The organism is Asticcacaulis sp. (genome assembly GCA_024707255.1).
GTDB lineage: Bacteria > Pseudomonadota > Alphaproteobacteria > Caulobacterales > Caulobacteraceae > Asticcacaulis.
The window spans coordinates 573,085-593,494 of the sequence record JANQAC010000001.1 but is presented as its reverse complement, the minus strand read 5'-3'; the positions used below and the strand labels follow the sequence as shown (position 1 = coordinate 593,494).

Genomic DNA, 20,410 nt, shown 5'->3' with positions numbered 1-20,410 from the left:
AGGCGCCGCCGGCCTGAGACTCTCCCCTGAACCTAAAGGAATACACAGATTTTAAAGAAGCGCTACTTATTATAGAAGTGCTATTGGCCAATTGTTTGGTTGCGCTTTAGCTTGGGGCTCAGCAGATGAATGACGCCAAAAGCCACCAGATAGGTGAAGGCGGCAATCATGAAGATGATGGAATAGTTGTGCGTCTTGTCGAGGATGTAGCCGACGAACTTCGACATGAACATGCCGCCCACGGCGCCGGCCATTCCGCCGATGCCGATGACGGAGGCAACGGCGGAGCGCGGCAGCAGGTCTGACGGCAGGGTATAGAGATTGGCTGAAAAGGCCTGGTGGGCGGCCGCCGCCACACCGATGATCAGCACCGCGAGCCACAGATTGCTGGTGCCCTGGGCCAGCAGGACCGGGAGGACGCACAGGGCGCAGATCAGAAGCGTTACCTTGCGCGCCATATTGACCGATATGCCGCGCTTGATCAGGGTCGAGGACAGCCAGCCGCCGGCCACTGAGCCGACATCGGACAGCAGGTAAACGGCAATGACCGGCGGGCCGAAGGATTTCAGGTCGAGGCCGTAGTTTTTCTGGAAGAAATCGGGCAGCCAGAACAGCCACAACCACCAGATCGGATCGATGAAGAACTTGCCGAGCGCAAAGACCCAGGTTTCCTTGACGAACAGCAGTTTGAACCACGGCACCTTATCGACATGATCGGCGGGATCGCTCTGGATCAGGGCCAGCTCGGCGGCATTGACACGGGCATGTTCGGTCGGGCGGCGGTACATCATCCACCAGACCACGGCCCAGATCAGGCTGAGGGCGCCGGTGACATAGAAGGCGCCGCGCCAGCCCCAGTCGAGGCCCGGCAGATTGATGGGACCGAAACCGAAATTGAGGCTCACGGCGCCGAGCGCAATCATCGGCACGATCAGCGGCGCGATAATAGCGCCGATATTGGAGCCGGCATTGAAGATGCCGGTGGCCAGGGCCCGTTCACGCTGCGGGAACCATTCGGTCACCGCCTTGAGGCTGGACGGGAAACTGCCTGATTCCCCGATGCCAAGCGCGACGCGCGCCAGGGTGAATTGCAGGCCGGAGGTCACCGCGCCGGTGAACATATGGGCCAGGGTCCAGACCGAGAAGGCGAGGGTATAGCCGATGCGCGCCCCAATTTTATCGAGAATGCGTCCCCAGGCCAGGAAGCCCAGGGCATAGGCGGCCTGGAACCAGAAAACGACGTCGGCATAACCTTCTTCGGTCCAGCCCATTTCGGCGGACAGCGGTCCTTTCAGGACGCCGATCATCTGGCGGTGGACATAGTTGATGGCGATGGCTGCCAGCAGCAGGCCGCATATGGTCCAGCGGTAATGGCTGGGTTTCTGAGCGCCGGATGATGGCGGAGCGCTGGCAGGCGTCATGGCATATCCCTGTATTCTATCTATCCCGCCAATAGGCTTGAATGTGACACCGGTGTCAATATGTGCGCCGAATAAAATAGGTTGCAACCGTTGCTCAAGACTTTTTCTTCGTTGGCTCAGACTTGCGGAAAAGGCGGAAAAATTTATATGATGTATATATAAATCATATACGGATCGTGTAATGGGCATTCTGAAGATCGATGACGACCTACATGAGGAGGTGCGCAAGGCTGGCAGCGTCATGTGCCGGTCGATCAATGCGCAGGCGGAATTCTGGATGCGCATCGGCATGATCGCCGAGGCCAATCCCGGCCTGACCTTCAATGAGATTGTCCGCCAGCAGTTTCGCAGCGCGGGTGTCCGCATAGATGGGCTTCACGTCGCAGGATTGGCGCATGATCAAGACGCCTGATGACCTGCGCCTGATGGCGCAAAGCGGGAAGCTGCTGGCCGAGGTGTTCCATATGCTCGACCGGCAGGTGCTGATCGGGCGGTCGACGCTCGATATCAATGACCAGGTTGAGCGTTTCATTGTTGATGAGTTGAAGGCGCGGCCGGCCAGCAAGGGGCAGTATGGTTTTGCCTATGTGCTCAACAGCTCGATCAACCAGGTGATCTGCCATGGCGTGCCGTCGGCCAGGGACGTGCTGAAGGATGGCGACATCGTCAATCTCGACATCACCTTAGAAAAGGACGGGTTTATCGCTGACTCCAGCAAGACCTACCTGATCGGCAATGTGTCTGTGGCGGCGAAGCGGCTGGTGCGCGTGACGCAGGAGGCCATGTGGAAAGGCATCCGCGCCGTGCGTCCGGGCGCGACGCTTGGCGATATCGGCCATGCCATCGAGAAACACGCCAAGGCGCACGGCTACAGCGTGGTGCGCGATTTTTGCGGTCATGGCATCGGCCGGGACATGCACGAGGAACCGAGCATCCTGCATTTTGGCCGCGCCGGCACCGGTCAGACCCTGAAAGAGGGGATGACCTTCACGATCGAACCCATGCTCAACCAGGGCACCGCCAAAACGATGACGCTGGACGACGAATGGACGGTGGTGACGCGCGATGGCAAGCTGTCGGCGCAGTGGGAGCATACGGTGGCCGTGACCGCCACGGGTGTGCAGGTGCTGACCCTGCGGCAGGATGAGACGGCTTAAGACGCCATTGCTTCCGGCGGCGGTGATCTTACCCCTCCGTCTCGACGTGCTTCGCCTGACGGCCTCGCTTGCTCGCCACCTCCCCTCCAGGAGGGGAGGTGCTTATGTTTTATGGCGCTGGCGTCAGGACCAGCAAGGTGACCCCTGGCGCGGCAGGTCAAAGGTCAGGTGGCCGTCCTTTACGACCACAGGCGCGTCTGGCTTGAGTTCGGCGGCGCTTTTCAGAGCAGCATATTGCGCGTTATCCGGCGCCAGCGGCGAGCCCATGGCCTGGTAGGCGGCGAAGCTGTTGGCGTGGACGGCATCGACACGGTAGCGCGTCGTCACGACGCCCTTTTTGAACGCCGCCGGCAGATGATCGAGCGCCAGTGAGACCGCCGCGTCAGGGCCGGCGACGTCGTCATCATGATAATGCCAGACAAGCACGGTTATAGTGTCGCCATCACGCGCTGCCGTGACGCCCACATCAGCATCCCCGCGCACACCGCCGGAGAGAACGGCGTCGAGCGGGGTTTCGTGATCTGATGTGGCCGCCAGATGCTGGCCCTTCATCTGGGCAAACAGGCGAAAAACATTGAGCACCGGCATGTCGATGCCATTGCTGGCCAGTTGGCGGAAACCGGCGAAATAGCGCTGGTCCTCGAATTCAAACGCCCAACTGAGCGCGCCTTCCAGCTTCACGCCGCGCCTTTGTGCCAGTTCGGCGACGCGCGGGAAACTGGCGGCGGTATAGCTCGAATACATGGTGCCGTTGCGGTAGGCATTGGCCGGGCCCTGGCAGGCGGCACAGCCTTCCGGATCGAATTCGCCGATGATGATAGGCTTGTCCCTGAAACCCGGCCGGTCGGCGATAGTGGCGAAGGCGTCGTCGGCCCCTTTTAGCTGTTGGGCGATGCCCATGCGGACATGACCGCCATTTGGACCATCCACAAACTCCGGCGCGCCCTTGGCATGGAAAGACAGGAAGTCGGTGGGCGTCTGTGTCTGCTCCATATGGTCCATGAAGCCGGTGAGGAAATTCTTGTCGGCCCCGGCCATGTCCGGCCCCCCGACGCGGGCCTCAGGCAGGGCGCGGCGGACCGCCTTTATGCTGACCTCATGCAGTTTGAAGAATTCCTCGCGGGTGCCGCCCCAGTAATATTGCGGCAGGTTGGCCTCGTTCCAGGTTTCCCAGTACCAACTCGCGACCTCGTCATGGCCATAGCGCTCGACGCAGTGTTTCACCCACTGATAGACCAGTTCCTCCCACTTGCCGTAATCCTTCGGCGGATACGCCCAGCCGGTGCGCAGGTCGCCGCTGCCTGGCCGCCAGTTGTGCTGGTAGGGTTCAGGATTTGTGGACAGGGCTTCGGGCATAAAGCCGATCTCGACATAGGGTTTGACGCCGCGCGCCAGATAGGTGTCGAAAATATGATCGATGATATGCCAGTCATAAACCGTATTGCCCTTTGCATCCTCGGTATAGGCATTGGTGCTGCCCCATTTCAGGGCCGGCGTGCCATCGCCGGAGGTCAGCAGATTATGAGCGCGGAAATAGACATGGCCAGGAGCCAGCGCGCCGAGTGATGTCAGCAGCGAACGGCCATCTTTCATGGTGGCATAGTTGGGCTCGTCGGCGCCGAAAAAGCGCCAGATCGGCTCGACCGGGCCTTCGCTCTTCGCGGCATCCACCTCGATCTTTACCGGAAAACTGCCGGCGGATGCGGAAACGGCCGCGCTCATGAAAAGCGCGACCGTCAGCAAGGCGGTTTTGAAAAGCGACATCGGCGTTTCTCCTTATAGGGCGCCGCAGCGCATAACGCGTTCCGCTGTGGCGAAAAGTGTTAGCCGGCGAGAAACGTACCGCAGCGTACTCTTGTACGTGAGGAACGTATCGCAGCCGGATGAGACTTTGCAGACCAGCGGGGCGCGTTAGGCTAGTGGTTGTCGCGCGGCAAGCCTTTGGTCTGGGCAATGCGCTGGAAGGGGACGGCGTCTTCCAGGCAGGCGCCGGTGCCCATCTGGCCGACGATCGAGCGCTGGATGGCCTGCCACGGGGTCTGGCTGGCGGGGTATTTGTAACCGCCCGCAGCTTCGAGGGCGGAGCGGCGCTCGGCCAGTTCCTCGTCGCTGATCTGGACGTTGACAGTGCCTTTCAGCAGGTCGACACGGACCATGTCGCCGTTGCGCAGCAGGGCGAGATTGCCGCCCGCCGCCGCTTCCGGAGAGGCGTTTAGGATCGAAGGCGAACCGGATGTGCCCGACTGGCGGCCGTCGCCGATACAGGCCAGGCTATGGACGCCCTTTTTGATCAGGTAATCCGGCGCCCGCATATTGACGACCTCGGCCGCGCCCGGAAAACCGATCGGGCCGGCGCCACGCATGAACAGGATGCAGTGTTCGTCGATGTTTTCCGATTCGTCGTCGATGCGGTGGTGATAGTCTTCCGGACCGTCAAAGACGACGGCTCGGCCGACAAAGGCTTCCGGATCGGCGGGGTTCGACAGATAACGCTCGCGGAATTCCTGGCTGACGACCGATACCTTCATCACGGCGGAATCGAACAGGTTACCGGACAGCACGCGGAAGCCGGCGCGTTCCTTCAGCGGCTGCTCGAAGGTCTTGATGACATTCGGATCTTCGATTACCGCGTTTCGGCAGTTTTCGCCCATCGTCTTGCCATTAGCGGTCATGGCGTTTTCATGGATGAGGCCGTGCTTCATCAACTGGTTGACGACCGCCGGCACGCCGCCGGCATGGTGGTAGTCCTCGCCGAGATACTCGCCGGCGGGCTGGAGATTGACCAGCAGCGGCACTTCTTCACCATAGGTCTGCCATTCCTCGACCTTGAGATCGACGCCGATATGGCGCGCCAGGGCATTGAGGTGGATCGGCGCATTGGTGGAGCCGCCGATGGCCGAGTTGACGCGGATGGCGTTGATGAAGGCTTCCTTGGTCAGGATGTCCGAAGGCTTCAGGTCCTCCTTGACCATGTCGACGATGCGCAGGCCGGTGCGCCGGGCACATTCCGAACGGTCGCGGTGCGGCGCGGGAATGGCAGCGGCGTAGGGTAGTTGCATACCAAGAGCTTCGGCCAGGGAGTTCATGGTCGTGGCCGTACCCATGGTGTTGCAGAAGCCGGGCGAGGGGGTCGAGGAGGCCACCATCTTGATGAAGCCCTGGTAGTCGATCTCGCCGGCCGCCATCATTTCGCGGGCCTTCCAGACGATGGTGCCCGAACCGGTACGCTCGCCCTTATACCAGCCATTGAGCATGGGGCCGACCGAGAGGGCGATGGCCGGAATGTTGACCGTGGCGGCGGCCATCAGGCAGGCCGGGGTGGTCTTGTCGCAGCCGATGGTGAGCACGACGCCGTCAAGCGGATAGCCGTACAGCGTTTCGACCAGGCTGAGATAGGCCAGGTTGCGGTCAAGGCCCGCTGTCGGGCGCTTGCCGGTTTCCTGGATCGGGTGGACCGGGAACTCGATGGCGATACCGCCGGCTTCCCGGATACCTTCACGGATGCGCTGGGCCAACTGGATATGCTGGCGATTACAGGGGCTGAGGTCCGACCCCGTCTGGGCAATGCCGATGATCGGCTTGCCGGACTGCAGTTCATCGAGCGACAGCCCGTAATTCATATACCAGCTGGCATAAAGCGCCGTCATGTCGGGCTTTTCCGGATTATCGAACCAGGCACGGGAACGCAGTTTGGGTTTTGAGGAGTCGGACATCAGGATTTTACTTTGTGGTTATTTCAGGGTGTAGAAGTGTTGAACGGTAGTCTGGGTATAGGTCTGGCCCGGATCGAGACGCGTGGTCGGGAAGGCCGGATGATTGGGGCTGTCCGGGTAGCGCTGGGCTTCGAAGGCGATGGCCTGATATTTCACCAGCGACTGACCGCCCTTGCCAACGATCTTGCCGTCAAGGAAGTTGCCCGTATACATCTGGATGCCCGGCTCGGTGGTCGAGATGGTCATGCCGCGGCCGGAGATCTTGTCTTCCAGGGTGACGGCCAGCTTCGGTGTCGTCGTCACGCCGCCACGGATGATGTAATTGTGGTCGATGCCGCCATTGGCCAGGGTGATCTGCGGATCGGACATCTTGACGCGGTCGGTGATCAGAGCCGGCGCGGTGAAGTCGAACGGCGTACCCTTGACCGGCAGTTCCTTGCCCGTCGGGATCAGCGCCTTGTCAACCGGCAGGATGGCGTCGGATTCGATCTTCAGTTCGGCATCAGTTGCCGGGCGGGTGGCCGGGATGCCGCCCAGATTATACAGGCCGTGGTTGGTCAGGTTGATGACGGTCGGCTTGTCGGTCGTCGCCTTGTAGGAGATGGCGACGTCATTGTTTTCGTTCAGCGTATAGGTGACTTCGGCGACCACGGTGCCGGGGAAGCCTTCATCGCCGTCCGGCGAGGTCAGGGTAAAGGTGACTGAGGCGGAACCGGCCCCTTGCGTCACGTCTTTGATGGTCCAGACGTGCTTGTCCCAGCCCTTGGGGCCGCCGTGCAGGGTGTTGGTCTTGTCGTTGAGCGGCAGGGTGTAGGTCTTGCCGTCGAGGGTGAACTTGCCGCCGGCGATGCGGTTGGCGTAACGGCCGACCGTGACATTGGTGTAGTTCGGGGTCTTTTCGTAGCCCTCGATCGAATCATAGCCGATGATGATATCTGCGGGAGTGCCGGTCTTGTCAGGCACCATCAGGCTTTGCATGGCGGCGCCGTAGGTGATCAGCTTGAGGGTGATGCCCTTGGTGTTCTTCAGGGTGACGCTTTCGATGGCCGTGCCGTCAGACAGCTTGCCAAAATCGCCGCGGACCGCGGTGACGCCGGCCGTGGCCGTGGCGGCGCTGTCCGTAGCGGCAGGCTTGCTGCACGCGTTCAGGCTGAGCATCGCGCCCAGGCTCAGGGCGCTCAGGCTGGCGACCAGCACCATCTTTTTCGTAACTGACATTCGGGACATCCTCTCTGAAACCGTTTGTGACGCCTTGGGGCGCCGGTTGTTCATTCCTGCAGGGCGAGCGTCCTTTGGGACGAGCGCTTATGATTATCGTGCCCTGTCATACTGCCTGGACATTAGTCGGACAATAAAAAAAGCATATATCGTACAAAATTAAGCGCAAAAACAATCAAAGCCGCCGCGCGGACAGAGGGATTGCGCGCGTCGCCACCCTCTTCTTAAGGGTGAAACGTTTTTTGCGTATCTTCGTGCGCCATCCGGATCAGTGATTCCATGCACCAGCGCGCCCCGCCGGCATCACGGCGTTCGATCGCCTCGAAAACGCGCTCATGATCGGGCACAGGGTCGCGGGTCAGGGCGTTACGACGGGCCTTGTAGCGTGTGGTCCAGGAAACGGCGGCTTCTATCGAGCTTGAGAGCGAAGCCAGCGCCTCATTGCCGGTGGCCTGGATAAGGGCATGGTGGAATTCGAGATCGGCCCGGCGGCCGGTTTCGGTTTGCAGGGTATCGCGCTTCATGATTTCCAGCGCCGAGCGCATGGTCTCGACCTGTTCGTCGGTGCGGCGGATAGCGGCCAGTTCCGCGGCGGCCGGCTCGGTGATCAGGCGTAACTCGAACAGGGCCTTGATAAAGTCCTGGCTGGGTTCGGTCTCGAACATCCAGCCGAGGACTTCAGGGTCGAGCAGGTTCCAGCGCTCGCGTTCGGTGACGCGGGTGCCGGTCTTGGGACGGCTTTCCACCATGCCCTTGGCGGCCAGGATGCGAATCGCCTCGCGGTAGGCTGAACGCGAGATATCGAGCTTGGAACTCGATTCGATTTCATTGGGCAGGATCTCGCCGGACTTGAAGGTGCCGCGCAGGATATCGACGCCCAGCCGATGCGCCAGGGCGCCGTGCAGACGGCCCTGATACATGGTATGGCCATGAGTGGCGGCGTTATGGGCTTCGCCGCGAAGGGGGCGGGGGTTGCTGATCTTCAACCGGTTGCCTGTAGACCGTTCGTCCTGGGGCATATTCGATATAGGTTTCCTCATAGTCCACACATGACATTGAATTGTCTGTTTGACAAAGTGAATTTACAAGTTAAAGAGCGGCTGTTATAGCCATTTGTCTGAGTTAATGGTGGGCGAAAGAAGCCATGCCTGCAAAAAGAGGAAAACCGTCATGACCTTGCGCCTTATACAGATTGTTACCCAGGAAGGCGAACGCCGCGTTCTGGCGGGCCAGGACGATGGTTCCGCGCGCGCCATCAATGGCGTCAGTTCCACCTATGAACTGGCGCGCAAGGCCATCGCCGCCAAAACATCGCTCGATGCGCAGGTCGCGGTTCAGGGGCTTGGCGAAGAGGTCGATGTCGCCCTGGCGCTTTCCGAAGGCCGTGTGCTGGCGCCGATCGATCATCCGGACGCCGCCCACCTGCACGTCACCGGCACCGGCTTGACCCACCTGGGTTCCGCCGAGGGGCGTGACAAGATGCACAAGGCAGCGGCTGCCGCCGAAACCCAGACCGACTCCATGCGCATGTTCCTGATGGGTGTGAAGGACGGCAAGCCGGAAGCGGGCAAGGTCGGCGCGCAGCCGGAATGGTTCTACAAGGGCAACGGCACGCAACTGGTCGGCCCCGGCGCCGAACTGCAGTCGCCATCCTTCGCTGAAGACGGCGGCGAGGAGCCGGAAATGGCCGGCATCTATGTCATCGGCGATGACGGTGCGCCGTACCGCATCGGCTATGCCCTGGCCAACGAATTTTCCGACCACGTCACCGAAAAGCAGAACTATCTGTGGCTGGCCCATTCCAAGCTGCGTCCGGCCTCGCTCGGCGTCGAAATCCTGACCGGCGAACTGCCGAAGGACGTGCGCGGCACCTCGCGCATCTGGCGCGGCAATGAGATCATCTGGGAAAAGCCGTTTATTTCGGGCGAGGACAATATGTCCCACACCTTCGCCAACCTGGAGCATCACCACTTCAAGTACGACCTGTTCCGCCAGCCGGGCGATGTCCATGTCCACTGCTTCGGCACGGCCACGGCCTCGTTCGCCGACGGCGTCCAGACGAGGGACGGCGATGTGTTCGAAATCACCGCCGCGCCTTACGCTTATGGCTTGCGCAACCCGCTGATCACGCGCGCCGAAGAAAAGGTCGCCGTGAACGTACTGTAAGGTGCGTTACCTGGAACAAAAAAGCCGCCGGAGCGATCCGGCGGCTTTTTTTATCCTGCCGGATTGTATTTTTCGATGAAGGCCAGGGCGGCCTTCATCATTTCGATGCGGGCGGAGCCGACGGTTTCCCTGTGGTCCTGGCCCGTATAGGTAACGAATTCCACCGGCTTGCCGGCTTGCTTCAAAGCGCTTTCCATCTTCCGGCTTTGCGAGATGGGCACAACCGTATCATCGGTGCCGTGAATAAGCAGGATCGGGCAGGACGCCTTCGCCGCTTGGCGGGCCGGAGCAATATCGTCCCAGGGCGCCTTGTCGCCCAGAATCTGACGCCAATGCACGATGCCGGGCGTATCCATATTATTGGTCGATTCCAGCAAGTAGCTGACGAAGGCGCGTGGGTCGGACAGGCCGGCGATGGAAACGGCACAGTTATAAACACCTGGATCGAGCGTGGCGCCCGCCAGCGCCGCATAGCCGCCGTAGGAAGCACCCAGAATAGCCACACGTTTCGGATCGACAAGGCCCTGCTTCACCAGTTCGCGCACGCCGTCACTGAGGTCGGTCTGCATCTTGCGGCCGAATTCGCCGTTGCCCGCGTCTTCAAAAGCGCGTCCGTTGCCGCTGGAGCCGCGGAAATTGGGTTGCAACACCGCATAGCCGCGCGAGGCCATAACCTGAGGCTGCCAGTCGAAATCGACGAAATCACGCGACCACGGCCCGCCATGCGGCAGGACGACCAGTGGCAGGTTCTTCGCCGGCCGGCCATTCAGGGCGGCATCCGGTGGCAGGGTCAGGTAGGCGTGAATATTAAGCCCGTCGGCCGCTTTGTAATCGATCGGTTGCTTCTCGCTGATCCATTCCGGCGGCAGGGCATGATAATTGGTGGCGATAGTTGCGCCGCCACCGGTCGTGAAATCAACAAAGATGTAATTCCCGGCATTATGCGCGTTCTCGATATAGACAATCATTTTGCGCGGGTCTTCGGCGAAATCGACAATCCGTACACGGTCGCCGGGATCGACGACCTGCGGCAAGGCCTCAGCCAGTTTTTTCAGCACCGGATCGAAATAGTCGTCTCGCGGCCAGTCATCGGCATATCGAAAGCCGGCCAGGCGTTGCGTGACGGGATGGAACAGCGGTGATCGGTCAAGCCTCGCGTCAGGATCGAGCGCCGGGCCGACGGTTCCGTTGGCCGAGATTTCGCGGAATTCGCCCTGGTTGTCGCCCTTGTTGAAGTATACGACGACGGATCGCCCGTCACGGCCTATGCCTTGAAGGCTGGGCAAATCGGCCGGATCCTGAAGACTGTAGGCGAGTTGGAAATGCTCGTTCTTGTCGTCCGGCGTGGCATTGATGTAGAGGCGCCATTCGTTATGCAGGGGGATGTGCTCGACGTAGGCGACAGGCGTTCCGTCCGGTGCGACGAGAAAGCCTGTCGCGTCTTCAGAGGCGTCGCAGATCATGTGGGCCGCCGCCTTGTCCAGGCTGAAACTATACAGATACAGCTTGCCGTCTGGCACTGAGACTGTACCATCATCCGTCTGGAGACGGTAATTTGAGGCGGTGACCCGATAACCGTCAGGCGTTTTTATACGTTGTACGGCACCGAGTACGACATTGTAAAAACCGCCCATATTATTGAACAGGGTTGCTATCTGGGCCGTGTTGACATTGATACTGCGCGCCTGGAAGAATTCGTGACGGTAGCCGGCGAAACCGGCAAGGGCTCGGGTCTGTGAATCGACAAGAACCACATGTTCATTGTCCCCCCAGAACAGGTCACGCACCTTGTCCGGACCGATGGCTATGGTTCTGGGCGCCGGATTGGCTATATCGTAGTACAGCAGCTTTTTGTCATCGCCTTTTTGCGTGATGATGGCGATGCGCTGCCCATTGGGCGACAGGGCAACCCTGTCCACGAGTGGCGAGCCGGCATAAATCTCGATGGCGGGCGGTCCGGAAGCGGCCAGCGCATCAGCGGCGCGGGCGTTGCCAGTGGTTATGGCGGCGAATGTGGCGGCGCTGGCCGCCATGAAGGCGCGGCGATTGGTTTTCCATTCATGATTAATCCCCCCGATTATATGGTGAACGCTAACCGTAATTCACTATTTTCGCAAGACGGACTGAATCCTGAAGCATGCCGCCCTGCTATACCGCCGGATTATGCTTTTCGATAAAGGCCAATGCCACCTTCATCATTTCGATGCGGGACGAGCCGACGGTTTCCCAGTGGTCCTGGCCCTTGTAGGTGACGAATTCAACCGGCTTGCCGGCCTGTTTCAGGGCGCTTTCCATCTTCCGGCTTTGTGTGATCGGCACAACCGTATCGTCCGTGCCGTGGATCAGCAGGACCGGGCAGGAGGCCCTGGCGGCCTGCTTCACCGGGGATATCTCGTCATAGCTATCCGGATCGCCCATGAACTGTTTCCAGTAGAGAACGCCCGAACTGCTGCGGCTGTCGGTCTTTTTCGGCCACAAAGCTGATAAAGCTTTTCGGATCGCTGACGCCGGCGATCGATACGGCGCAATTATAGATGCCCGGATCAAGCGTGGCGCCGGCCAGGGCCGCATAGCCGCCATAGGAGGCGCCCATGATCGCCACGCGCTTCGGATCGACCATGCCTTTTTTGACCAGGTAGCGTACGCCATCGGACAGATCGGTTTGCATCTTGCGGCCGAATTCGCCATGTCCGGCATTAGCAAAGCCGCTGCTGTAGCCGCCAGAGCCGCGGAAATTGGGTTGCAGCACCGCATAGCCGCGCGAGGCCAGCGCCTCGGTCTGCCAGTCGAAACCGATATAGTCGCGCGCCTGCGGACCGCCATGCGGCAGGACGATCAGCGGCAGGTCTTTCGCCGGCTTACCGTGCGGCAGGGTCAGGTAGCCTGGGATTTCCAGCCCGTCGGCCGCCTTGTAGGTGATGGCGGTCTTTTCGGTAATCCATTCAACCGGCAGGTTTTCGTAATTCTGGCTCAGCACCTGAAGCGCGCCGGTGGAGAGGTCGGCGTAATAATAGGTGCCGGCATCCTCGGCGTTTTCGCCGTAGAGGATCATCTTGCGCGGGTCTTCGGCAAATTCAACGATGGCCGTGCGATAATCGGCGCCCATCAGTTCCGGCAGGGCGTCGGCGATCTTTTTCAGCAGCGGATCGGTGTAATCATAGCCCACCCAGTCGTCATGATGGGAGAAGCCGGCCAGGCGGCGGGTCACCGGATGGTACAGGGGCGAGGTGCTGATATAGTCGCTGGTATCAAGCGAGGGGCCCAGCACCCCGTCGGCGGAAATTTCATGATATTCGCCCTTGGCCTCGCCCTTGCTGAAATAGACGACCACAGAGGCGCCGTCGCGGCCGAGGCCCTCCAGCGACGGATAATCGAGCGCCTCCTTCATCCGGTGGATGACCTTGAAATTCTCCATCTTGCCGCGCGGCGCCATATTGTAATAGAGCCGCCATTCCTTGCGCGTGTCGTCGAATTCAGAATAGGCAACCAGATAGCCATCGGGCGCCACAACGAAACCCTCGGTATCGCGTGACGACTCAAAGGCCAGCTTGCCACGCCCGCTATCCAGCGGGAACTGATAGAGGCAATAGTTATATTCGCCCTGCATACGGTAATTCGCCGCCATCAGTTGATAGGCGCCGTCGATCTTGACGCGATAGACCGGCCCCATGACGATGCCGTAAAAATCATCCTCCTTGTCAAACAGGGTGCGCAGCTTGACCGTGCGCAGGTCGAGCACACGCGCCAGGCTTAGTTCCTGTTTGCTGCCGGTGAACTGGGGCAGGGAGGTGGTCTGCGAATCGACGATGACGACGTGGTCGTTACTGCCCCAGAACAGGTTGCGGATCTTCGCCGGCCCCAGGCGAATGCTTTTGCCGGTGGGTTCGGCGACATCGAAATAGATCAGCATCTTGTCATCGCCGGTCTGGCTGATGACGGCGACGCGCTTGCCATCGGGCGACAGGGCGATGTTATCAACCTGCGGCGTGGCGGCATAGATTTCGATCGGCGGCGGCGTGCTGGAAGCCGGCGCGGTCTTGTCGTCCGCCCGCGCGGCCTGAGGCAAAAAGCCGAGCGCGGATACGGCGCCGGAAAGCCGCAACAGGGAACGGCGGTCTAGTTTCAATGTCATGGAACCCCCCACAGGTTTTACAGAAGGAAAAGGTATCTCTTTCCCGTCAGGGGCGCAAGCGGGGCGGAAGACTTATCCCGGTTGTTTGAACTGATTACGGAACCAGGTCGATTGCCTCTTGGCGTAGTTGCGCGTTTTTTGCCGGGCCAGGGCCAGCGCGTCTTCCAGCGGGGTTTCGCCTTTCAGATAGGCGACGAATTCGCTCAGACCCAAGACGCGCATGATCGGCCAGTCTGGCTCAAGGCCCTTGTCCATCAGGGCGCGGACCTCATCGAGCGCGCCGTGATCGAGCATTATCTGCAGGCGGCGGTCGCAGCGGTCGTAAAGCCAGGCGCGATCGGGATGGAGGATGTCGAACCTGTAGGTCTCCGGCGCCAGTTCCGGCACGGTATGGGTCTGCCACCAGGTCAGGGCGCGGCCGGTTTGCAGCCAGACCTCGTAGGCGCGCGAGAGGCGCTGCTGGTCATTGGCCATGATGCGGGCCTCGGCTTCCGGATCGTGCTGCTTTAATTGCGCGCGCAGGGCCTCTTCGCCCATCTCGTCATAGGCCGCCCGCGCCTGAGCTCGCACGGTGTCTTCGATATCGGGGATTTCCGCCAGGCCGTGAACCAGGGCGTTGAAATAAAGACCGGTGCCGCCGACGATGCACAGGGGCGGGCCGCCATTAAGGGCCTCGGCGATAAAGGGGCGGGCGGCGCGCAGCCAGTCGCCGGTCGACCAAAGGGTGCGGCCTTCAAGATGTCCGTAAAGCCGGTGCGGGGCGCGGGCGGTATCGGTCGCGTCGGGCCGGGCGGTGAGCGTCGGCACATCGCCATAGAGCTGCATCGAATCGGCATTGAGAATCGTGCCGCCGGTTTTTTGGGCCCATTCGAGCGCCCTTGCCGACTTGCCCGAAGCGGTCGGGCCGGCCAGCAGGTAAAGAGGCGCGTCATTTTGCATCATGCAGGCTTTTGGACTTTAACTGGCGGCGCTTAGAGCCTATGTGGAACGCGATTTCTACAACCAAGCCTTCCCGAAAGATAGTCCATGACTGATAAGGAAACCGTCCTGGCCGCGCTGAATACCGTCATCGATCCGGTGAGTGGCCAGGGCTTAAGCGATGCCGGACTGGTGCGCGCCCTGATCGTCTCGCCGGAACGCGTCGGTTTCATGCTGGAAGTGCCGCAGGATCTGGTGACGCAATACGGGCCGGTGCGTCTGGCGGCCGAAAAATGCCTGGCCGGGCTTGAGGGCGTGACCAAGGCGCAGGTGGTGCTGACCGCCGAACTGGCGCCCCATCCGCAGCCGCAAAAGCAGCCTTCCGCCAAGCTCTCCGAACGCGCGGTGGAAGATAGCCGCCCCAAGGCGCCGGTGGCCAGTGTGCGTCCGCATCATGTGAAGAAGGTGATCGTGGTCGGCTCCGGCAAGGGCGGGGTCGGCAAATCGACCGTATCGCTTGGTCTGGCCATCGGCCTGTCGCAACTCGGACTGCGTGTCGGCTATCTCGACGCTGATATCTATGGCCCCTCGGCCCCGGTCATGCTGGGGCTGCGTCATCCGCCTGAGTTTGGGGCCGACAAGCTGATGGTGCCGCCGGAAGCCTTTGGCCTGAAGGTCAATTCGGTCGGTTTTCTGGTCGATCCCGACCAGGCGATGATCTGGCGCGGGCCGATGGCTTCGCAGGCCCTGACGCAATTGTTGACCCAAAGCCGCTGGGGCACGGCGGAAGACCCGCTCGATGTGCTGGTGGTCGACCTGCCGCCGGGCACGGGCGATGTGCAACTGACCCTGACGCAGAAGACGCTGATCGACGGCGCGGTGGTGGTCTCGACGCCGCAGGAAATGGCGCTCAGCGATACCCGCCGGGCCGTCACCCTGTTTGGCAAGACGGCGATTCCGGTACTCGGCGTGGTCGAGAACATGGCCTATCTGGTGGCGCCGGATGGCTCGGAAATGGAGATTTTCGGTCGTGGCGGTGCGAAACAGATGGCCGAGGCGCTGAACGTGGCGTTCCTCGGCGAAGTGCCGCTTGATCCCGCCATGCGCAAGGGCTGCGATGAAGGCAAGCCAGTGACGGCACTGGCGCCGCAGAGCGATATGGCTGCGCGGTTCAGGGCGATGGCCGAGCGGATTTTGAAAGCCTTGACATAAGATACCCCACTTGAATTGTTCATCCTCTGAATAGCGAGCTGTTATGAGTGAAATGCCGCCCTGCCCCAAGTGCCAGTCCACCTATGTATACGAAGATGGGGCCCTTCTGATCTGTCCCGAATGTGCCCATGAGTGGCCGCGGACTGCTGCCGGTTCGGCGGAAGCCACGGATGAGGGTGGCTTTATTGTCCGCGATGCGAATGGCGCGGTGCTGAAGGATGGCGATACCGTCACGCTCATCAAGGATCTGAAGCTGAAGGGCTCTTCGGATGTCGTCAAGGTTGGCACCAAGGTCAGGAATATCCGCCTGGTCGACAGTGATCATAATATTGACTGCAAGGTGCCCGGCATTGGCGCGATGGGGCTGAAGTCGGAATTCGTAAAGAAGGTCTCGGATTAGGGGGCAGGGTGCCGCGCATTCTTGTGCCATGTGACCTTGCACCGCAGCATACCGTAACCATATCAGCAACTGATACGCTTACGGAGTCGCTGCATGTCACTAAATACCCTGTTTTCGCCCTTTGCCCTGAAGAACCTGACCCTGCAAAACCGCATCGTCATGGCGCCGATGACGCGGAACTTCTCGCCGGGGGGTATCCCCAACCAGGCGGTGGCCGATTATTATGAGCGTCGGGCCGAAAACAATGTCGGGCTGATCCTGACTGAGGGGACGGTCATCGAGCGTCCGGCCTCCAAGAATGAAGCCAATATCCCCAATATCTACGGCGAAGCCCTGAATGGCTGGGCAAAGGTGGTCGAGACCGTCCATGCCAAGGGCGGCAAGATCGCGCCGCAAATCTGGCATACCGGCGCGGCCTTCGGCAATAACCCGGACTATCGCCCGACGCCGATGGATTCGCCCTCCGGCATCGGGGTGAATGGCGGTACGGTCGGTGCGCCGATGAGCGAGGCCGATATCGCCGATACGATTGCCGCCTTCGGGCGTGCGGCTGGTGATGCGAAGCGGATCGGCTTCGACGCCATCGAGCTGCATGGCGCGCATGGCTACCTGATCGACGAATTTTTCTGGGATGGCACCAATAAGCGCAGCGATAAATGGGGCGGCGCCACTATCGGTGAACGCACGCGATTTGCCGTCGAGGTGGTCAAGGCGGCGCGGGCCGCGGTCGGTCAGGATTTCCCGGTCATCATCCGCCTGTCGCAATTCAAGTCGCCGGTCTACGACGCCAAGGTGGCGCGCACGCCCGACGAAATGGAACAATGGTTGACGCCGCTGCTCGATGCCGGCGTCGATATCCTGCACTGCTCGCAGCGTCGTTTCTGGGAGCCGGAATTCGAAGGCTCGGACCTGAACTTCGCCGGCTGGGCCAAGAAGATCACCGGCGCGCCGACCATTACCGTCGGTTCGGTGGGGCTGTCGGGTGAATTCATTGCCGCGTTCGGCGGCGAGGTGTCGCAACCGGCCTCGATCGACGGCCTGCTCAAGCGGCTCGATGCCGGCGAATTCGACCTTGTGGCGGTGGGTCGTGCGCTTCTGGCCGATCCGGAATGGGTGGAAAAAGATCCGCGCCGGCCGTGGTACGGAAGCCAAGGGCTTTGAACGCGCCCTCCTGGGTTCGCTCGTCTAACGGCGTTCTTTGACATTGCCAGCCGCACCGATCCGGCGTATCCAGTCTGTAATTCTTCTCTTAAATTGCGAACTGGAAATGCCGATCGGCGCGGAGGTGGCTATGCGTTCAGTAAAGCGTCTGTCAGTTTTATGCGTAATTGCCGGGGCAAGCGTGATGCTTAGACCGGTTGAGGCGGCGGCCCCCGTCAAGCAGGTGGTCACCGGGCCGGTGGCGCGCTACTGGGTCGATACCGCCACCGCCAGCGGCATGAGCTTCGGCGGCGGCAAGCCCTCCATGAGTTCGATGATGAGTATGATGGGCGGCGGCGATAATGTCCATCACAGCCTTTACCTGCGTCTCGGTTCCAGCCAGGCCGCCAGCGGACAGGCGGCGGCCGATCACCTGCCGCCGGCGGGCCTGGGCTCCGGTAATCTGCCGCTGCGTTATACGCCGGGTACGCCGGTCAAGCGTGACTATACGCCGGGCGAGACGACCGATCATGAAACGCCCAAGGGCAAGATCCTGATCTTCTGGGGCTGCGGTGCCCATGCGCCGGCCGGCCAGCCGCTGATCATCGACCTGGCGAAGATTACCGACCCGGCGCAGCGCCAGACTATGGCACTGTCGATGTTCAAGCCGATCGCCCTCGATGCCGTGCATCCGCCATCGCCAACGACAGCCAAGACCTATGGCGAATGGCCGAACAGCCAGAGCGCGAAGGACATAAAGGGATCACTCGCCGGCGCCCATACGGTGAAGGGCAATTACAGCCCGCAGATCGATTTCACCCTGTCTCAGGCGCAGGATTTCATGGAACCGATCGATGTCACCGGCAATGCGACCGATGCCAGCGGCGCCACGCGCCTGACCTGGACCGCCATTCCCGGCGCGAAGGGCATTGTCGCTACGGCCATGGGTGGCGGCCAGCAGAACGGCGAGACGGTGATGGTGATGTGGACCTCGGCCCAGGTGCAGACCGGCTGGATGGGCATGGCGCCGGATTACCTGACGCCAGGTGATATCGACCGTCTGCTGGGCAACAAGGCGCTGTTGCCCGGCGAGACGACCACCTGCACCGTGCCGGCCGAGGTAGGGCAGAACGTGCAGGGCGCGATCTACGGCATTACGGCCTATGGCGGGGAAGCCAATTTCAGCTATCCGCCGCGCCCGGCCGATCCGAAGATGCCGTGGAACATCGCCTGGGAAACCAAGGTGCGTTACAAGACCTCGACCGGCGGGATGCTGGGCCAGGATATGGCCGGCATGATGGGGGGCAATCAGGGGGATAACAGCGCGCCGGCCGGTGACAAGAAAAAGAAGAAAAAGGGTTTCGGCCTGGGGGATATGCTCAAGTCTGGTGCCGGGCTGATTCCGTAAGCAAGATACCCCACCACCGCATCTAGCGTCGTGCGGTCCCCGCCACCGGCCGCCCGGCTCCCCGACAAGTCGGGGAGGTATAAGAAATTTCCATACTTATACCTCCCCAGTTTACTGGGGAGGGGGACCGCGCCCGGCTTCGGGCGTGGTGGTGGGGTGTCTTACTTTTTTACCCGATCATAGACACACAAGGTAAAATCGTGGTCGTCGTTTTCGGTTTTCGAGAAAGACTCCTCCGACGTCACCTGCCACACCGCCGGATCAATGGCCGGGAAATGCGCATCGCCCTCGACATCGGCATGGACATGGCTGACATAGAGCCGGTCGGCCTTCGGCAGGGTCTGTTCATAGACATTGGCGCCGCCGATCACGCAGATTTCGTCTGCCCCGTCATCGGCGGCGTGTTCGCGGGCGATATCGAGCGCTTCCATCAGGCTGGTGCAGATAATGCCGCCCTCAGCCTCCATGCGCGGATCGCGGCTAAGGACGATGTTCAGCCGGCCGGGCAGGGGTTTCTTCGGCAGCGAGTCCCGGTGGTCGAGCCCATGATGATCGGCTTGAACTGGGTGATTTCCTTGAAGCGCTTGAGATCGGAACGCAGATGCCACGGCAGGCCACCGTCTTTGCCGATCACGCCGTTGTCGCTCATGGCCACGACGAGGGCCAGTCTCACTTTCAGGCTCATACCGCGACCTTGGCCTTGAGCGCGCCATGTGATTGATAGTTATCGATGGCGAAATCGGCATAGTCAAAGCCGAACAGGTCCGTCTTTGGGGCCATCACCAGCTTGGGGAAGGCGAACGGCGTGCGTTCCAGTTGGGTCTTCGCCTGTTCCATATGGTTGGTATAGAGGTGGACATCGCCGAAGCTATGGACGAAATCACCGGCCTCCAGGCCCACGGCCTGCGCCACCATATGGGTCAGCAGGGCATAGGAGGCGATATTGAATGGAACCCCTAAGAAGATATCCGCCGAACGCTGATAGAGCTGGCAGCTCAGCTTGCCGTCAGCCACAAAGAACTGGAACAGGCAATGGCAGGGCGGCAGCGCCATGTCATCGACCTCGGCCGGGTTCCAGGCGGAAATGACGTGACGGCGCGAATAGGGATTGGTCTTGAGGTTCTCGACGAGGTTTTTCATCTGGTCGATGACGCGGCCATCCGGCGCTGCCCAGGAACGCCATTGCTTGCCATAGACCGGGCCTAAGTCGCCGTTTTCATCGGCCCATTCGTCCCAGATGGTGACGCCGTGATCGTGCAGGTATCTGACATTGGTATCGCCGCGCAGAAACCACAGCAACTCGACTGCGATCGACTTGAAGTGCACCTTCTTGGTGGTCAGGAGCGGGAAGCCTTTCGACAGGTCGAAACGAATCTGCCGACCGAAAAGCCCCAGCGTGCCGGTGCCCGTGCGGTCTGAGCGCGCCACGCCGTTATCCATGATATCACGGACAAGATTGAGATACTGGTATTCGGGGTGATCAAACATGGTGGCATCCGACTGCGAAGCGCCCCTCCGTCACACC

16 protein-coding genes and 2 pseudogenes are annotated in these 20,410 nt (G+C 60.9%); 7 read left to right on the top strand and 11 right to left on the bottom strand.

What is annotated here, in order from left to right; translation table 11 throughout:
* Positions 1 to 80 precede the first annotated feature (80 nt).
* Positions 81 to 1,421 (bottom strand): MFS transporter, encoded by a 1,341-nt coding sequence (locus tag NVV72_02880; protein MCR6658323.1) that lies wholly within the window; start codon positions 1,419 to 1,421, stop codon positions 81 to 83.
* Between the two features lie 181 nt (positions 1,422 to 1,602).
* On the opposite strand from NVV72_02880, the gene NVV72_02875 reads away from it, so the two are divergent.
* Together NVV72_02875 and map are read left to right on the top strand one after the other, a co-directional pair.
* Positions 1,603 to 1,833, top strand: a complete 231-nt coding sequence (locus tag NVV72_02875; GenBank protein ID MCR6658322.1) for a ParD-like family protein — start codon at positions 1,603 to 1,605, stop codon at positions 1,831 to 1,833.
* Complete coding sequence (map, locus tag NVV72_02870) at positions 1,817 to 2,578, top strand: type I methionyl aminopeptidase (GenBank protein MCR6658321.1); 762 nt, start codon at positions 1,817 to 1,819, stop codon at positions 2,576 to 2,578. The genes NVV72_02875 and map overlap by 17 nt, the downstream gene beginning before the upstream one ends.
* Positions 2,579 to 2,701: 123 nt before the next feature.
* On the opposite strand, the gene NVV72_02865 is transcribed toward map, so the two are convergent.
* The 4 genes from NVV72_02865 to NVV72_02850 all read right to left on the bottom strand — a co-directional run bounded on the left by NVV72_02865 (position 2,702) and on the right by NVV72_02850 (position 8,528).
* A complete protein-coding gene (locus tag NVV72_02865; protein ID MCR6658320.1) occupies positions 2,702 to 4,342 on the bottom strand; it encodes a beta-xylosidase in 1,641 nt (546 codons plus the stop codon).
* Positions 4,343 to 4,494: 152 nt separating this feature from the next.
* Positions 4,495 to 6,291: a dihydroxy-acid dehydratase family protein gene (locus NVV72_02860; protein MCR6658319.1), complete on the bottom strand. Its 1,797-nt coding sequence runs from the start codon at positions 6,289 to 6,291 to the stop codon at positions 4,495 to 4,497.
* A gap of 18 nt (positions 6,292 to 6,309) precedes the next feature.
* A complete protein-coding gene (locus NVV72_02855) occupies positions 6,310 to 7,509 on the bottom strand; it encodes a galactose mutarotase (GenBank protein MCR6658318.1) in 1,200 nt (399 codons plus the stop codon).
* Positions 7,510 to 7,733: 224 nt separating this feature from the next.
* Entirely contained in the window at positions 7,734 to 8,528 is a 795-nt protein-coding gene (locus NVV72_02850; protein ID MCR6658317.1) for a FadR family transcriptional regulator, read from the bottom strand.
* 151 nt (positions 8,529 to 8,679) lie between these two features.
* Here NVV72_02850 and gguC point away from each other — a divergent pair, with 151 nt between their 5' ends.
* Complete coding sequence (gene gguC / locus NVV72_02845; GenBank protein ID MCR6658316.1) at positions 8,680 to 9,675, top strand: GguC family protein; 996 nt, start codon at positions 8,680 to 8,682, stop codon at positions 9,673 to 9,675.
* Between the two features lie 50 nt (positions 9,676 to 9,725).
* On the opposite strand, the gene NVV72_02840 is transcribed toward gguC, so the two are convergent.
* The 4 genes from NVV72_02840 to miaA all read right to left on the bottom strand — a co-directional run bounded on the left by NVV72_02840 (position 9,726) and on the right by miaA (position 14,749).
* Entirely contained in the window at positions 9,726 to 11,708 is a 1,983-nt protein-coding gene (locus NVV72_02840; GenBank protein MCR6658315.1) for a S9 family peptidase, read from the bottom strand.
* A 115-nt stretch (positions 11,709 to 11,823) separates the two neighbouring features.
* Positions 11,824 to 12,093 carry a prolyl oligopeptidase family serine peptidase gene (locus tag NVV72_02835; protein MCR6658314.1) on the bottom strand — a complete coding sequence of 90 codons (270 nt, stop codon included), beginning with the start codon at positions 12,091 to 12,093 and terminating at the stop codon, positions 11,824 to 11,826.
* The gene (locus tag NVV72_02830; protein MCR6658313.1) at positions 12,077 to 13,807 is read right to left on the bottom strand and encodes a prolyl oligopeptidase family serine peptidase; all 1,731 of its coding nucleotides are present in this window, start codon (positions 13,805 to 13,807) and stop codon (positions 12,077 to 12,079) included. Before NVV72_02830 ends, NVV72_02835 begins: the two co-directional genes overlap by 17 nt.
* 72 nt (positions 13,808 to 13,879) lie before the next feature.
* Complete coding sequence (gene miaA / locus NVV72_02825; protein MCR6658312.1) at positions 13,880 to 14,749, bottom strand: tRNA (adenosine(37)-N6)-dimethylallyltransferase MiaA; 870 nt, start codon at positions 14,747 to 14,749, stop codon at positions 13,880 to 13,882.
* 84 nt (positions 14,750 to 14,833) lie between these two features.
* Between miaA and NVV72_02820 the strand changes: the two genes are divergently transcribed.
* The 4 genes and pseudogenes from NVV72_02820 to NVV72_02805 all read left to right on the top strand — a co-directional run bounded on the left by NVV72_02820 (position 14,834) and on the right by NVV72_02805 (position 18,885).
* On the top strand, positions 14,834 to 15,937 hold the full coding sequence (locus NVV72_02820) for an Mrp/NBP35 family ATP-binding protein (protein ID MCR6658311.1): 1,104 nt from the start codon (positions 14,834 to 14,836) through the stop codon (positions 15,935 to 15,937).
* A 43-nt stretch (positions 15,938 to 15,980) separates the two neighbouring features.
* Complete coding sequence (locus NVV72_02815; GenBank protein ID MCR6658310.1) at positions 15,981 to 16,337, top strand: zinc ribbon domain-containing protein YjdM; 357 nt, start codon at positions 15,981 to 15,983, stop codon at positions 16,335 to 16,337.
* A gap of 93 nt (positions 16,338 to 16,430) precedes the next feature.
* Positions 16,431 to 17,526 (top strand): annotated as a pseudogene (locus NVV72_02810) (NADH:flavin oxidoreductase).
* Between the two features lie 156 nt (positions 17,527 to 17,682).
* The gene (locus NVV72_02805) at positions 17,683 to 18,885 is read left to right on the top strand and encodes a hypothetical protein (GenBank protein MCR6658309.1); all 1,203 of its coding nucleotides are present in this window, start codon (positions 17,683 to 17,685) and stop codon (positions 18,883 to 18,885) included.
* 161 nt (positions 18,886 to 19,046) lie between these two features.
* On the opposite strand, the pseudogene NVV72_02800 reads toward NVV72_02805, so the two are convergent.
* Both NVV72_02800 and NVV72_02795 read right to left on the bottom strand, forming a co-directional pair.
* Positions 19,047 to 19,570 (bottom strand): annotated as a pseudogene (locus NVV72_02800) (dihydrofolate reductase).
* A complete protein-coding gene (locus tag NVV72_02795) occupies positions 19,567 to 20,373 on the bottom strand; it encodes a thymidylate synthase (protein ID MCR6658308.1) in 807 nt (268 codons plus the stop codon). The pseudogene NVV72_02800 and the gene NVV72_02795 overlap by 4 nt, the downstream one beginning before the upstream one ends.
* Positions 20,374 to 20,410 lie beyond the last annotated feature (37 nt).